19 protein-coding genes are annotated in these 12342 nt (G+C 66.4%); 4 read left to right on the top strand and 15 right to left on the bottom strand.

From position 1 onward, the window contains the following. Positions 1-35 precede the first annotated feature (35 nt). The 4 genes from ACREYQ_RS30310 to ACREYQ_RS30295 form a co-directional block, all read right to left on the bottom strand. Entirely contained in the window at positions 36-608 is a 573-nt protein-coding gene (locus ACREYQ_RS30310; protein WP_432262994.1) for a hypothetical protein, read from the bottom strand. 123 nt (positions 609-731) lie between these two features. Beyond that, positions 732-2369 carry an AAA family ATPase gene (locus ACREYQ_RS30305; RefSeq protein ID WP_432262993.1) on the bottom strand — a complete coding sequence of 546 codons (1638 nt, stop codon included), beginning with the start codon at positions 2367-2369 and terminating at the stop codon, positions 732-734. A gap of 24 nt (positions 2370-2393) precedes the next feature. Then, positions 2394-2747, bottom strand: coding sequence for a hypothetical protein (locus ACREYQ_RS30300; RefSeq protein ID WP_432262992.1), 354 nt, complete (start codon positions 2745-2747; stop codon positions 2394-2396). A gap of 129 nt (positions 2748-2876) precedes the next feature. Beyond that, entirely contained in the window at positions 2877-3332 is a 456-nt protein-coding gene (locus tag ACREYQ_RS30295) for a hypothetical protein (RefSeq protein ID WP_432262991.1), read from the bottom strand. 342 nt (positions 3333-3674) lie between these two features. Here ACREYQ_RS30295 and ACREYQ_RS30290 point away from each other — a divergent pair, with 342 nt between their 5' ends. The 4 genes from ACREYQ_RS30290 (at position 3675) to ACREYQ_RS30275 (ending at position 5677) form a co-directional block, all read left to right on the top strand. Beyond that, positions 3675-3965 (top strand): hypothetical protein, encoded by a 291-nt coding sequence (locus ACREYQ_RS30290; protein WP_432262990.1) that lies wholly within the window; start codon positions 3675-3677, stop codon positions 3963-3965. A gap of 4 nt (positions 3966-3969) precedes the next feature. Then, on the top strand, positions 3970-4587 hold the full coding sequence (locus ACREYQ_RS30285) for a DUF6036 family nucleotidyltransferase (protein WP_432262989.1): 618 nt from the start codon (positions 3970-3972) through the stop codon (positions 4585-4587). Positions 4588-4696: 109 nt separating this feature from the next. Further along, positions 4697-5227 carry a hypothetical protein gene (locus ACREYQ_RS30280; RefSeq protein WP_432262988.1) on the top strand — a complete coding sequence of 177 codons (531 nt, stop codon included), beginning with the start codon at positions 4697-4699 and terminating at the stop codon, positions 5225-5227. A gap of 75 nt (positions 5228-5302) precedes the next feature. Next, positions 5303-5677 (top strand): hypothetical protein, encoded by a 375-nt coding sequence (locus ACREYQ_RS30275; RefSeq protein ID WP_432262987.1) that lies wholly within the window; start codon positions 5303-5305, stop codon positions 5675-5677. Between the two features lie 111 nt (positions 5678-5788). Here ACREYQ_RS30275 and ACREYQ_RS30270 read toward each other — a convergent pair whose 3' ends face one another. From ACREYQ_RS30270 to ACREYQ_RS30220, 11 genes are all read right to left on the bottom strand, one after another. Next, positions 5789-6700, bottom strand: a complete 912-nt coding sequence (locus ACREYQ_RS30270; protein ID WP_432262986.1) for a hypothetical protein — start codon at positions 6698-6700, stop codon at positions 5789-5791. Between the two features lie 109 nt (positions 6701-6809). Continuing rightward, positions 6810-7148: a hypothetical protein gene (locus ACREYQ_RS30265; RefSeq protein ID WP_432262985.1), complete on the bottom strand. Its 339-nt coding sequence runs from the start codon at positions 7146-7148 to the stop codon at positions 6810-6812. 288 nt (positions 7149-7436) lie between these two features. Further along, positions 7437-8123 (bottom strand): ankyrin repeat domain-containing protein, encoded by a 687-nt coding sequence (locus ACREYQ_RS30260; RefSeq protein ID WP_432262984.1) that lies wholly within the window; start codon positions 8121-8123, stop codon positions 7437-7439. Between the two features lie 193 nt (positions 8124-8316). Continuing rightward, positions 8317-8679 (bottom strand): hypothetical protein, encoded by a 363-nt coding sequence (locus ACREYQ_RS30255; RefSeq protein ID WP_432262983.1) that lies wholly within the window; start codon positions 8677-8679, stop codon positions 8317-8319. Continuing rightward, positions 8676-9605: an HNH endonuclease gene (locus ACREYQ_RS30250; protein WP_432262982.1), complete on the bottom strand. Its 930-nt coding sequence runs from the start codon at positions 9603-9605 to the stop codon at positions 8676-8678. Before ACREYQ_RS30250 ends, ACREYQ_RS30255 begins: the two co-directional genes overlap by 4 nt. Before the next feature lie 19 nt (positions 9606-9624). Next, the gene (locus tag ACREYQ_RS30245) at positions 9625-9870 is read right to left on the bottom strand and encodes a hypothetical protein (protein WP_432262981.1); all 246 of its coding nucleotides are present in this window, start codon (positions 9868-9870) and stop codon (positions 9625-9627) included. Positions 9871-10087: 217 nt separating this feature from the next. After that, positions 10088-10579 carry a phospholipase D family protein gene (locus ACREYQ_RS30240; RefSeq protein WP_432262980.1) on the bottom strand — a complete coding sequence of 164 codons (492 nt, stop codon included), beginning with the start codon at positions 10577-10579 and terminating at the stop codon, positions 10088-10090. Positions 10580-10601: 22 nt separating this feature from the next. Next, on the bottom strand, positions 10602-11018 hold the full coding sequence (locus ACREYQ_RS30235; RefSeq protein ID WP_432262979.1) for a hypothetical protein: 417 nt from the start codon (positions 11016-11018) through the stop codon (positions 10602-10604). Between the two features lie 24 nt (positions 11019-11042). Beyond that, positions 11043-11708, bottom strand: coding sequence for a hypothetical protein (locus ACREYQ_RS30230; protein ID WP_432262978.1), 666 nt, complete (start codon positions 11706-11708; stop codon positions 11043-11045). Between the two features lie 55 nt (positions 11709-11763). Beyond that, positions 11764-12090: a hypothetical protein gene (locus tag ACREYQ_RS30225; protein WP_432262977.1), complete on the bottom strand. Its 327-nt coding sequence runs from the start codon at positions 12088-12090 to the stop codon at positions 11764-11766. Between the two features lie 45 nt (positions 12091-12135). Next, complete coding sequence (locus tag ACREYQ_RS30220) at positions 12136-12300, bottom strand: hypothetical protein (RefSeq protein ID WP_432262976.1); 165 nt, start codon at positions 12298-12300, stop codon at positions 12136-12138. Between the last annotated feature and the right edge of the window lie 42 nt (positions 12301-12342).

Raw genomic sequence — 12342 nt, 5'->3', positions numbered from 1 at the left:
AGTGGATGGAATGCATCGCGGTAACGCGCACTGCCTCAGTGCACCGCGCCCTCCCGTGGCGCCACCGTCAGACGCAGTACGTACTTGCCGGTCGGAATCTCGGTGGTCTTGCCATAACCGAGCGCGACACTTTGCTCGACCTGCGTCGCTTCCGTATCGGCCAGCTCGACGCGGCAGCCGTCGCTTTCGACCGTCCGGATCTGCTTGAGGACCGCCTCATCGAGCTTGACCGTCACGGTGTAGCCCTTGGCGGTCTCCTGCTTGGGCTCGATCGCCAGTCGCAGCCCGATCTCCTGCGACTTGCCAGTGAGGCTGGGGAGGCCCGTGACCGGATCTTTCTCGCAGGCCGTCGCCAGCGGCACCCGTTGGGTCGAGAGGAAATCGAAGCGGCCCGGCTCGTTGGTCGCAAGGTTGCGATACAGCCACTGGCCAAAAACCACCTGCGCGCCATCGCGCAGCAACTCCACTTTGATGGCGGGCCCCGGCCGCAGCGGTGCCGGCGCGCTGGCGCCAGCGTTGGCGGAGGTAGTGGCGGTCGCGGCGGTGGCGTTCGCCGTGCCGGCGGTGAGAGCCAGCGCCAGCGCGGCCCAGATGGTTGTCTTCAGCATGATGGTTCCTTGGTGGACGGCGCCAAGAGGCGCCGCGAAGTGGTCCGTGGCCGACGCTCGGGCCAACTCACCGGGGAATATCGCCACAATGTGGCAAATCTTTAGAAAAATAATATTTTTTTCTTATGCCGCAGCAGGCAAAGGTCCGGATGCGTCGGTCCTTGCGGCCGCGCCCCGGAACATGGCGATGCGCCGGAAGTGATCGAAGTCCAGCGCAGCATCCTTGGACTTGGCCACCCGCAGCGCGAGGCGGAACAGGTTCTTGATGTCGCGCGGGGACAGGCGCGGGAACGCGTGGACCAGTCGATCGATCAGCGTCTCGGCCAGCGGCGCGTCGAATTGGAGGCTCATCACCTGCCAGATCCGCGCCAGCAGCGCCGGCTCGGGCAACTCGTAGCGGATGATGGCCGCCATGCGCGATTCGATCGCATCGTCGATCTCGTCGCGGTTGGTCGTCATGAAAAACAGACCGTCGAAGTACTCCAGCGTGCGCAAGAAGACGGCCACGATGGCGTTCTGCTGCACGTCGTCGCCACGCGGGCTCACGAACACGTCGGCTTCGTCGAGCAGCAATGTCGCGTTCCAGCGCTTGGCCCGCTGGAACGCCTCACGCAGGCTCGTTTCGATGACATCGGCCGTCACGCCCAGATTGCCCGCATGGATCTTGTAGAGCGGCCGCTCGATCTGTTCCGCGTACACCTCGGCGGTCAGCGTCTTGCCCACCCCGGGCACCCCCTTGCACAGGATCGCATTGCCCGCGCTCTTGCCCTCAATCAGGTCGGTCGTGAACGCCTCGACGTCGCTCGTCAGGATATCGAGCAGATCGCGATGCGACGCTGGCAGGACCAGCTTGTCGCGCAGGCCCTTGTCGTACTCGTGTGGGGTCAGCGCTTCGCTGTGGGCCCACAGGAATTCATGGGTTTCCAGATCGAAGACCCGCACGACCGGTTGCTCGGGAATCTCGCCGTCTGCGGCGCCGGCAAACAGGCAGCTCGGCACGTGCGCGCACAGGTCCCGGAAATCCAGCACGTCCAGATCATGGATGACGCGGCGCTGATGAAACTCGGTCCCCCGGCGTCGCCAGTTGTCGTCTTCGATGTACTGCGCGCGCCCCGAGAGGCGGAACTGCCGGGCAAACGCGTGGCGCGTGAACTTGTCGTGCCGCGCGATCATCGCATCGTGCGCCGTGCGCAACGCCTCCGTTTCCTTGTACAGGCCGCTGTTCTCCAGCACCTGTGCCACGCGCTTGCGCGTCACGTCCGAGGGATAGAAGTCGTAGTGCTTGTCGTGCACGCCCGTCGCGACGCGGCCTTGGCTGTTGTGGCCCACGCCACGAAAGCAGGTCCGCAGCACCACCTTGGGCTTGTCGGCGCCGCGCGACTGGTGGCCGGGATCGAACACCACATCCTTGACCAGTTCCGGATACAGGCGGCCATCCTGTCCCTCCACGTAGACCCAGCCATCGCGCAGGTCGTGCTGCAGAAACGCGAGCAGCATTTCCTTAAAGGCTTCCAGCGTAGGCACCGGCAGACTCACCTGCCCCTGACGGGCAGCGAGCACCGCGTCGGCGGCACGCTGCAGGCGCCCGTGGCCCAGCGTCCGGGCGAGATCGCGCACCTCCGCGAGGGCGGCCACGTCGAGCGCGGTGCTGGGCACCCCGTACGTCTCGTCTTCCGCATGGCGCAGATTGGCACGGGTGCGGACATCCTTGAGCACCTCAGCGGTGGTCTGCAGGATAAGGGCTTTGGGCAGTTGCAACACGGTACGTCTCCGAAGTCGACAGGGTCAGGCCGACGGGGCCACCAGCGGGCCGACGAAGGCTTCGCCCTCGGCGAGCCACGACTGGCGCCCGGCATTGGTCAGGCGCACGAAGGCCTCGCCCTCGCGCTTTTCCACCACGATCGCGGGGCCCGCCTTGCGCAGGTACCAGTAGAAGCCCGGCGCGAGCGCGGCGGGCCGCACCGTCAGACGCGGTGCCCGCGCCTGCGCGGCGTCGAGCAGCGCCACTGCCGCCGCCAGATTGTTCTCGACGTAGTCGCGGTCGCTCTCCCGATAGCCATCGGGGAACGCATCGAGCAGCGGGCGCCGGGGCACCACGGCAACGTGGGACAGGTCGTGAAACGACGGGCTCGGCATCATGAGCGGTGGCCTTGAAAAGGGTCAAAAAACACACGGTCACCGGCATGTCGATGCCTTCCAACCGTGGCGCATGACATCATGCTAAAGCACTCATTGAGTGCCGTCAATACCCCGCCGAAATCCGATCGACTACCCCCCTTCGCCGGCCGTCTGCACGCGCGCCTTGGCGTCGCGCACGGCCTGCGCGGCCTGTCCGGCGGGTGTGGTGGCCAGCATGTCGGCCACCAGCTTGGGCATGTCGGGCAGCAGCAGCCGGGTCATCTCGACAAAGGCGGGCTCCAGCAGGTCGCGCAGCAGCGCCTCGCGCTGGGCGAACGTCTCGCGCGCGCGGGCGCCCGAGAGGAACTGCAGGCAGCTGAACCACGAATGGCCGCTGCCGAGCCGCTGTCGCAGTACGGCATTGATCTGGTCGATGTCGGGCTGGGTGCCGGACATTTGCAGCATCACCGACACGCCGGTGATGAGCTTCAGCAGGTCCTCGCGCTCACGGCGCTCGGCCAGTCGCAGGTGGACCGACAGCGTCGCATCGATCGCCGAGAGGCTGTCGTTCAGTTCGTGGTAGTAGGGTTCGGTGATGGCTGGCATGGTAGCGCGTAGATCAGGAAGCAGGCGACGGCACTCGGCCATGATGCCGCAAGACACCGGGCGCGACCACCCGCCGTCGGACCGGGGGGTGCCTCGGCACGGGGTCCTTTCCGGGCGGTCGGAAGGCCCCCGGCGCAGCGGACATCGGGTCCCGCCGCTGCCCTTGATGCCGCCGGCGCCGGCGTCGAGCTGCCGTGAGTGCGGCGTCACAATGAGCGTGTCGGCCGTCTTGTGAATTCCGTGGCTACCGAAGCGCGCTAGCCAACGCGCGCTGGGTGCATCCGGCCACAATTCGGAGTACATTGGCAGTCATCTAAGACCACCCAACCGGAGCCTTCCGTCATGCATTCCCGGGATGTCGAAGCTGCGATGCTGAACCGCTGCGAGGCGGTCGCCCGCGAGCGCGCGGCGTCTGCGCTGGACCAGCGCGAGGCAAACGTGTTCCGGCTGGCTGCCATGGTCGTCCAATCGCGCTTCCCGCGCGAAGCGACGCGCCTGATGCAGGCGAGCGAACGCTACTTCGCTGCGCATCCCAACGAACGACTGCCGGCCCAAGACGTGGTCACCAAGGGCTGGGTGGTCAGCCTGCCGCGCCTGCGCGACCAGCTCAGCCACACCCTCCAGTTGCATTGACGCCATGGCGCAGCCGATCGTCTTTCACACCCGCACCGCGCTGGCCGGTGCCCTGCGCGAGTTGCTGCAGCAGCTCGAACAGCGCCTATCTCTGCGCCAGCCGTTGAAGGTCTATCTGGCCGGCGGCATGGCCGTCCATCTCTACACCGCCAGCCGCGTCACGACCGACGTGGATGCGGAGTTCGGCGGCCGTGTCTTTCTGCCCAATGATCTGATGGTCGAGGTCACGCTGGAAGACGGCTCGCCGCAGGTGGTCTATTTCGACACCAACTACAACTCGACCTTTGCGCTGATGCACGAGGACTATCAGGACGACGCCATTCCGGTCGACTTGGGCGTCGACCAGCTGCAGGTGCACGTACTGGCGCCCGTCGATCTGGCTGTGAGCAAGATCGCCCGCTTGGCCGACAACGACCGGGAGGACATCGCCGCCTTGGTGCGGCTGGGCCTCACCCGTGCAGACGACATCGAGCGGCGCGCGACCAGCGCACTGGCGGGCTACATCGGCGGGCAGGCGCTGTTGCGCGTCAATCTGCGCGATGCGGTAGCGCTGGCGCGCCAAGCCGAGGCCGAGGCGGCGGCGGCCCGACGCGCCAGCCGCGACGACGACTACACCCCGTAATCGCTCTTGGGACGGCGGGACGGCGGCCGGCCAACTCCAGCGCTGGCTGGAGCGCCAGCAGGACGCCGCGAACCGCTACTGGCGTCGACGCGAGCGCACCGTCATTGCCATGATGAAGAGCGCCGCGACCGGCCAAGGCACCTTTGGCCACTGTCGGGACGGATCGGACGTGCTGGACGGCGACATTGGCCTGCTGATCGGCGGCTACGATCTGATCCGTTATGGGCGACGTCTGACGGGCGTACGTGCCGGGCACGAGGAGGACATTCCATGGTATTCCCGATCGATGGCCGCCGCCGAGACCTTATGGTTGCCCGACGCCGGGCCTCGCGGGCGCCGGCCGATGCCGAGCGCCGTGGCCTGTTGTCTGGCGGCGCTGTGCGATCGCTGGGGTTTAATGCGGAGGCCTAGGCCCCGTACGGGCAAGTGCGCGGCCGGGGGCAGCACGCGTAACCCCGCGCCGGCCGCCTCGGCATGGCCGGTCCTTCCGGTCAAGCCGCGAGGCACGGGTCGCCCACTTTGGGTACGGATCGCTGACGCACCTGTTGAGCAGCTTCTTCGCATGCAGGATGGCAAAGTCCGTGATCTGTTCGGTGGTCAATCCGTTCACACAGAACTGCAAGGCGACCGACACCGGTGACAGGTTCGCCAACAAAGTACAAGGTGGGGCGGTAACCTGCTACCGTACCCCTATGAAGCGCGATGGGGAATGCCCATGTCATTGACCATATGGATGTTGTTGATTGTATTTGAGGTGGTAAGGCGGGTTATCCTCGCTCGCTTCCCGTGGCAATCGCTTTGGCTTTTCATTGCCTGCTATGCCGTTGCGCTTGTGGTGGTGGCGATCTATTCGATCTATCAGCTGGTTGCCGTGACCTTGCCTAGCGCAATACGGTGGGGGCGGCCGGACGATCTGTGGTCAGTGGCGTTATGGCTGATCGCTTTGCTGTTCGTCTTGTATGAGTCATGGGATGACTGGCGCCTGCATCGACGTTATCAGAAATGGTGTGAATTCGCCGGCGTAAAGAAAAAAATCAGTGCGCTGACGGATGAGGAACGCGCCAGCTATGCGGCTTGGGTGCGACGCTGAGCCATCGCGAACGGACTGGGCGAGACGGTTCGCCTGTCGGCTGACCACGGAACGTCCAAGCCTGACTTTGCCCCCTGCCGTCTCGGCACGGCGGGCCTTTCCGGGAGCCCCCTACGCTTGCGGCTGCCCGACCGCCGGCGGCGGCGCCCAGCCATACTGCAGCGCGATCTCGCGCCATTTGGCGGCCACCGGGTACAGCGGCGCCAAGATGTCCTGCTCCAAGCGGGCATACTCGCGCTGGATGTGGTCCCCACGGGCCTGCCGTGCGGCATCGAGGTCGGGACCGGCCCGCACGATGGTTTGCCCGTCCACCGTATAGGCCCAATTGCTGCCGGGCGGCAGCAAGACCAGCTCCGAAAAGCGGCTGCTGTTGTAGTTGCTGAGCATCACCATGAAATCCGGGACCTTGCTCCACAACTTGATGGCCACCTGCGCGACATTCTTCTTGTCCCCGTCGGCGTGCGTGTGCGTGTGGATCTCCTGCAGGACGGCCAGCTCCAAGCCGCCAACGATGGCGTAACTGCCCACGGTCGGCAGCCCGATGCTTGCCGTCTCGAACACGATATCGCTCGCCTTGATCAGCAACGGCTGCAGCAGGAGCCGGTCCCGATTGTTCTCGTAGATGCCAAACAGGTTCTCCAGCGACTGCAAGTCCGCCTCGACCCTGCGCTTAGCCTCCTGCGTGATGGCCGCTTGGATGAGGGCTGCGATGCGCTCCAGCAGCTGCACCTGAAAGGCCGTGAAATCCCGCGTGCTGTCGCCAAAGACCTTGTTCCAGATGGTGGCCCCCACCCCTTGCAGAATGCCTTGCGCGATCATGAGCGCCGCCCAGCCCCATGTCAGCGTCTCGATCACGAATTCCCGGATCGGCGCCCCACCCTCCGGCGACCTGAAACTCACAAGGTAATTGGTTTCGCCGGACTCGGCTGGGATGTCGCGCAACGTGAGGGCCGGCATGAGGGCGCGTGGGTCGGGCAGCGGCGGCAGCTCGGCGTCGCGCCGCAGACGGAGATGGCTCGGCATGGTGGGGCACTCCCGGGGTGGGGCACGGCCCGCTGCCGTGCTGCCTGTTACTGTAGGCAACCGGGCGGGATTTGTCAGACTCGGCGTCGGGGGGGACCGTGCCGGGGCCTCAGCCCGGCGCGAGCCACCGCAGGAACCTGTTCAGGTCCGAGCCGGCCGGCGCCTCCCAGCGCGTGCCGCTGGCGCTGCGCCGCGCGCCCATCGCGCGCGCCTGCTCGACGTCCGCGAGAGGCACATGCAGCGGTGTGTCGCGCCGCGCGATGCGCGGAACATAGGCGGCCCGGACGTGCCGGTCGTGAATCAGGTGGTTGATCTCCCCATCGCTCAGGCCCGCCGCCTGTAGGCGCGCCTTCTGTGCGTGGAGCAGCGGGCCCAAGTGGGCGCCAGTGCGAGCGGCCTCACTCAGCAGGCTCAGAAACACGGCGGTTTCGTTTTCCGGATTGCTCATGAACGCTCCCTCGTGTGGCGTTGCGCTGCCCCGATCAGTCGCCCGGCGCCTTGTCGGGTGCGCCTTGATGTGCCGGCGTCCCACTTTGCGGCAGGCAACGGATCCGTGCCGCTGTCTCATAGCACAGACTCACCCGCCCCGACGACGTGTCAAGGACCCAAACGCGATCCTCCTGCGCGGAGGCACCCTGCGCCGTCGCGATCTGATAGCGACCATGCTGGTCACAGCCAGCCAGCCCGAGCAGCAGGCAAGCGGCGACGCCGAATCGCTGCCAACGGTTCCCGGCGTTCATGTTGCGCTGCGCTCGTGGGCGCCGTGCTGGCGGAGGAAGTCCGCCAGTGCCTGATGGCCGAACTTGGTCGCGATCGACAAGGCGGTGGAATTGGCATCCGACCGGAGGTTCACGTCCGCTCCGGCGATGACCAGCGCCTTGGCAATCTCCAGATGATTGTTCCGGGCCGCATACATCAGGGCCGTGGTGCCGCGCAGGCTTTTCGCGTTCACCGGCGCGTCGTAGTTCAGCAGGTCCTTGACCCGGGCGAGCTCGCCGTCGGCGGCGCACTGCATCAACTCGGTCAACCCATCGTCCTCGACCAACTTGGCCTGTTGCGCCGCATCGCGCTGGGCTGGCGTCAGGTTCCGCCGCCGGATCCAGTCGACGGCCATGTACAGGAGGGCGCCGAGGCCGATGACGCCCCCGATCCACGTATGGGCTAACATCTTCGCGACCCCCAGCGCGGCAACGGCCAACAGCAACAGGCCCACCGTGCGCCCCGTCGAGGCCGAGGCACGGCCTCGTTTGGCTCCGTCCACGCGGATGGGCTGCTGGGGGCGTGGTGGCACCGGCTCGCCGCGCTCGTGCAAAATCGCTTCAATGGCCGCGTGCGCGTCGTCGGAGAGTTCGTCGCCGAGCGCCCGACGCTCCCGCAGATACGCCGAGTCATACTGCTGGAACGCTTCCTTGAACGTCGTCATGTGCCGCTAGCCTCCCGATCGAGATGGGTCAGTATCGCACGGGACCGCGCGATCCAGCCGGCTGTGACAGCCGGTCGACGCGCCGCCCAAGGTCATGCGTGCGGCACCGGCGCCACAGGAGGCTGCCACAGCCGCTTCAGACGCTCCCACATGGTCTGCCCTCCCCTCATGATGCCGCCCCGCTCGGCGCCGTTCAGGCGCCCAACCGGTGCCCCAAGAGCTGCTCCAGCCGCGCCGGCACGGTCGTGCGCTCCACGCCCGTCGGCAGCAAGGCGTGGGGATCGCGCGCGGCCTCGCGCAGGCAGCTCACGACGGCCTCCGTCTGCGCCGGGCGTTCATGCAGGCGGCAGGTCCGGGCAAGACCCACGAGCATCGCCCGTTCGTCCTGCGACAGGTGGTCGAAGTCGGGCACGACCAAGGCGAGCCGCGCCTTGGCCAAGGCGCCATCCTTGCTCCCCTGCTGACGCGCGTGGACGAGCAGCAGCGCCACCCCCACGGCCAACAGGACAAGCAGGGCAGCCACGCCGAAGCGCCGGCGGTTGACGATCCCAGTCATGCCATGTTCTCCGGAATCAGCGGCAGCGGCACGTCATGCCACTGCGCATAGTCGCCCGTGCGCGCGCGCGCCTCAATCACAAAGCGATGGTCGACGATACGCGCGAGGCCGGCATCGAGGAGCCGGTGCAGGTCCGCGCGCAACAGGATGCCATCGGTGACGCGGTTATCGACGCGCCAGTTGCGGCCCGGCAGATGCGCGGCCTCCAGCGTTTCACGCAAGGTGTTGCCGGAGACGGCACAACGCCAGCCGTAGTGATGACCGAGTTGCAGGCGAAAGGCCGCCTGCTTCATGCGCCGTTCCACTTCGACGGTGACTTTCCGGACGGCGGGACCCGCCCCCGCCTCCGGCAGCCCCTGCCCCGCCTCGCTTGCCAAACCACTGGCGAGCGTCGCGAGGCTGATCTCGACGTCCAGCACGGCGCGGATGCATTCCGCGCCGTCCACCTCGCGGTCCTCCTCGAACCACAGCGTGGGCGACTTCGTGTTGCGCGCGCGCACCGGCCACCCGGCCATCTGCCGGTGGTAGGCCGTCGACACGTCGTCGGCGCGCAGCGCGACCCAGTTGCGAATCAGGCCGCCGGCCATGTGGATGAAGAGCGCGTGGGTCGCCCCCAGCGCCTTCACGCCCGCGACACGATCGTCGACGAAGGTGAGAAAGCGCGCATCGGGAATGTCGCGGTCGGCCTCGCCGCCAAAAAGCCCGAACTGCACGGCACAGAATTTCTGGTCACCGGTCCAGCCCTGTTTGAGCCAAAAGCACAGGGCCTCGCCGGCCGCATTGCGGGCATCGACGAGCTTGACCTGCCCGCGCTTGCGCAGCGTCACGCCGGTGAAGCCGTGCGCGGTCAGCAGCACCGGCACCAGCGCGAGCGCCAGTTCCTCATTGGCGTACGACTCGGGCAGTCGTGCCCGACCTTTGGCCATATTTGCCTCCTTGGGCGAATTACTGACGGCTTTGGATGCGGGCCACGATGGCGTTCAGGGCGTCATCGACATTCTGTCGGGCGACCTTATTCTGCAGGGTCTGCGTGACCACGTTCTGCAGAATCGGATTCAGCTTCGGACTGGTGGTGAGGAGTTGCCACAGCAAATTGTCGGGCAAGGCCTCGACCACCGTGACAAAGCCCTTGAAGTCCTCCATCGACGGCGTCTGCCCATCCAGCAGGGCCGCAAGGATTTGTTCATTCATCGGAATCTCCAACGGGTAAGAGGGACCGCGCAGTCGGCCGGTGCGCCAAGCGCCCGCGCGGCGAAGCCGGCGATCGTACGGACTGGCACGTCCAGCTCCTACCCCCATTCGGTAGGGCGCCTGCCCCGGGTCCGCACTCAGTAGTTGTCCATCGGGCGCGCTCGACCCCGAAAGCATGAAACGGCGGGGACCAAGAGGCACTACGTGACAGCGTTTCTTAGTAGGGCGGTTGATACGGCGTGCCCTGTTCCCAGTTGCGTGCCCAGTGTTTGAGGTAGACTGCTGTCAGCTGCGGATTACCCCAGTGGACCAAGACATTCTCGCTATTCTTCGAAGCAGCGGCGCTCGAAAAATTAAAACTACCGGTCTCGGTGGTCGTCTTGTCGACACAAAGACTCTTGTCGTGGTGGATCGCGTAAACGCTGATGGTGCGCACCCGGATCCCCGCATTCACCAAGGCATTGAGCGCGGCCCGCGCCTTGCCGCTGCGGTCCTCGCTCAAGTTGTTCTTGGCATCAACCACCATGGCGATATCCACGCCGCGCTGCTTGGCCCGCAAGAGTGCCGCCGTCACCGGCGCGCTGGTGAAGCTGTAGGCCAGCAGCCGGATCTCGGTCTTGGCCGAATCGATGACCTTCACGACCAGCGCCTCGCTGCCCTCGTTGGGCGAGAAGGCGACCTCGATGGTGCCGGTGGCCGGCACCTGCACGGCCCCGGGCGCATCAGTGAATTCATGATGGGTCGGCGCTTGCGCGCGATTCAGGTTGGGATTGCGTCTGTTGCCACGCCTGCAACGCGGCTTCGGTGTCGCCGTGGGCCGCGACCGTGGCGGCCAGCGCGCGCAACGCGGCCAGCTCGTCCTGCCGCACGAGCGTGAGCGAGAGCGCGTCCAGTGCCTCGCCCAGCTGCGCACGCAGCGGCGCCTGCAAGGCCTCGCCCGAGGGCGCGGCGGCGGGCAGCACGTCCGCGAGCGCGCCGGAGAGTACCCCGGAGAGCGTGCCCGATAGGGTCCCCGCGCCGAGCGACTGCAAGGCGGCCAGACCCCGCTCGTTGGCCGCATCAACCACGGCGTCGCCCATGCGCTTGGCCAGATAGGTCACGAGCCCATCCAGCAGCTCGGGGGTCATCAACAGGAGGGACAGCGCCATGGTGTGGGTTCCGTGCGGGGGGGATCAGTCCAAGCCCTTCGCTTCCCAGCCGAGGCTGGTGAGCTTGACCGCGTGCGTCAGCGCGTCCTTACCGGCACCGTCGACCATCTTGGCCAGCTGAGGGAAGGTCGTGCGGATCTCGGGGCGCTTCACCCAGTTCGCCAGTCCGTTGATCTGGTACTGGTAAGTGACCCGGGCCTCCTGATAGTCGCCGAGCTTCATCGGGCCTTCCCATTTGACGACCTTGTCCAGCGTGGTCTTGCCGTAGCAGAGATCGCCCTGCTTGACCGTCTTGGCGCCGCCGCCCAGTGTCATGACCGACACGTCCTTCTCGTGATAGTAAGGCTTGGCCGCGTCGGTCAGCGTGTAGCGCTTGACCGTGAACTTATTCGTGCGGTTGCCAAAGAAGCTCTGCCGTTCCACCTCGGTCATGGCCCCCTGCACGAGCCCCGCCTGTTCCAGCGCCGCCATGCGCGCGGCGGTGCCGGTGGGCCACGACTTCTGCACGCGCAGGTCGGCCTCCGACAGGTCGATCGGCCATTCAGTGAGACCCAGACACAGGTCCCCTTTCTTCTCGAAGTACTGCGAAAGGGCCGCGCCGAAGTTCTTTTCGGAGGGATCGGTCTTGCTGCCGCAGGCGGCCACGCCAAGCGAGCCGCTAACCATCAGGAGAATGACTGTTTTCTTCATGTTCTTATGGGTGAGGAGAGCTCCCGGCGGCCGGCCGGGTCGGGGTACTGGCGCGTCAGCCGCGCCTTGCGTTGCGTTGCGCGTTACACGCGATCATCAAATTGAAATTGGCGCTGTCGGCGCCTTCATTGCCGCCGTAGCGATCGTCCTCGTAGCCGGTGAGGCTGTGGACCTTACCATCCGGATGGGCCGCAAAAAAGCGCTGGCATTCCGGCGACAACTTGCCGGCGCCGTTGCCCGGCTGCTTGGGGTGGGCGGCGACTTCGCGGTGCCCCGGTTTGGCGGCCGGGGACACGCTGGACCACTCCGCCGCGCCGGCGAGGGGAGCGACACTCGCCGCGCAGAGCGCGACAGCGAAGGCGAGACACATGGATTTTTTCATCGGTTCCTGTAACGAGAGAGGGTCCAATCGGCGCGCGGCTCGGGCTCAGCGGTTGTAGACGCCCGAGGCCATGAAGGCGAGGCCGACCAGCAGCGTCACCGCCACGCCGTAGAGCACGTTGCGCCGCCGCACGGCGTCCAGCACGCCGCCCAACAGCAGGAGGCCGAGCGCCAGATACAGCCAGTAGTCGAGAAGCTTCTGCAAGGTCATGTCGATCGTATCGGGGGAGCCACGGCGACCCGACTGCGGGCC

This window comes from Cupriavidus sp. TMH.W2, assembly GCF_050847365.1.
GTDB lineage: Bacteria > Pseudomonadota > Gammaproteobacteria > Burkholderiales > Burkholderiaceae > Cupriavidus.
This window is presented reverse-complemented; position numbering and strand designations above follow the sequence as displayed.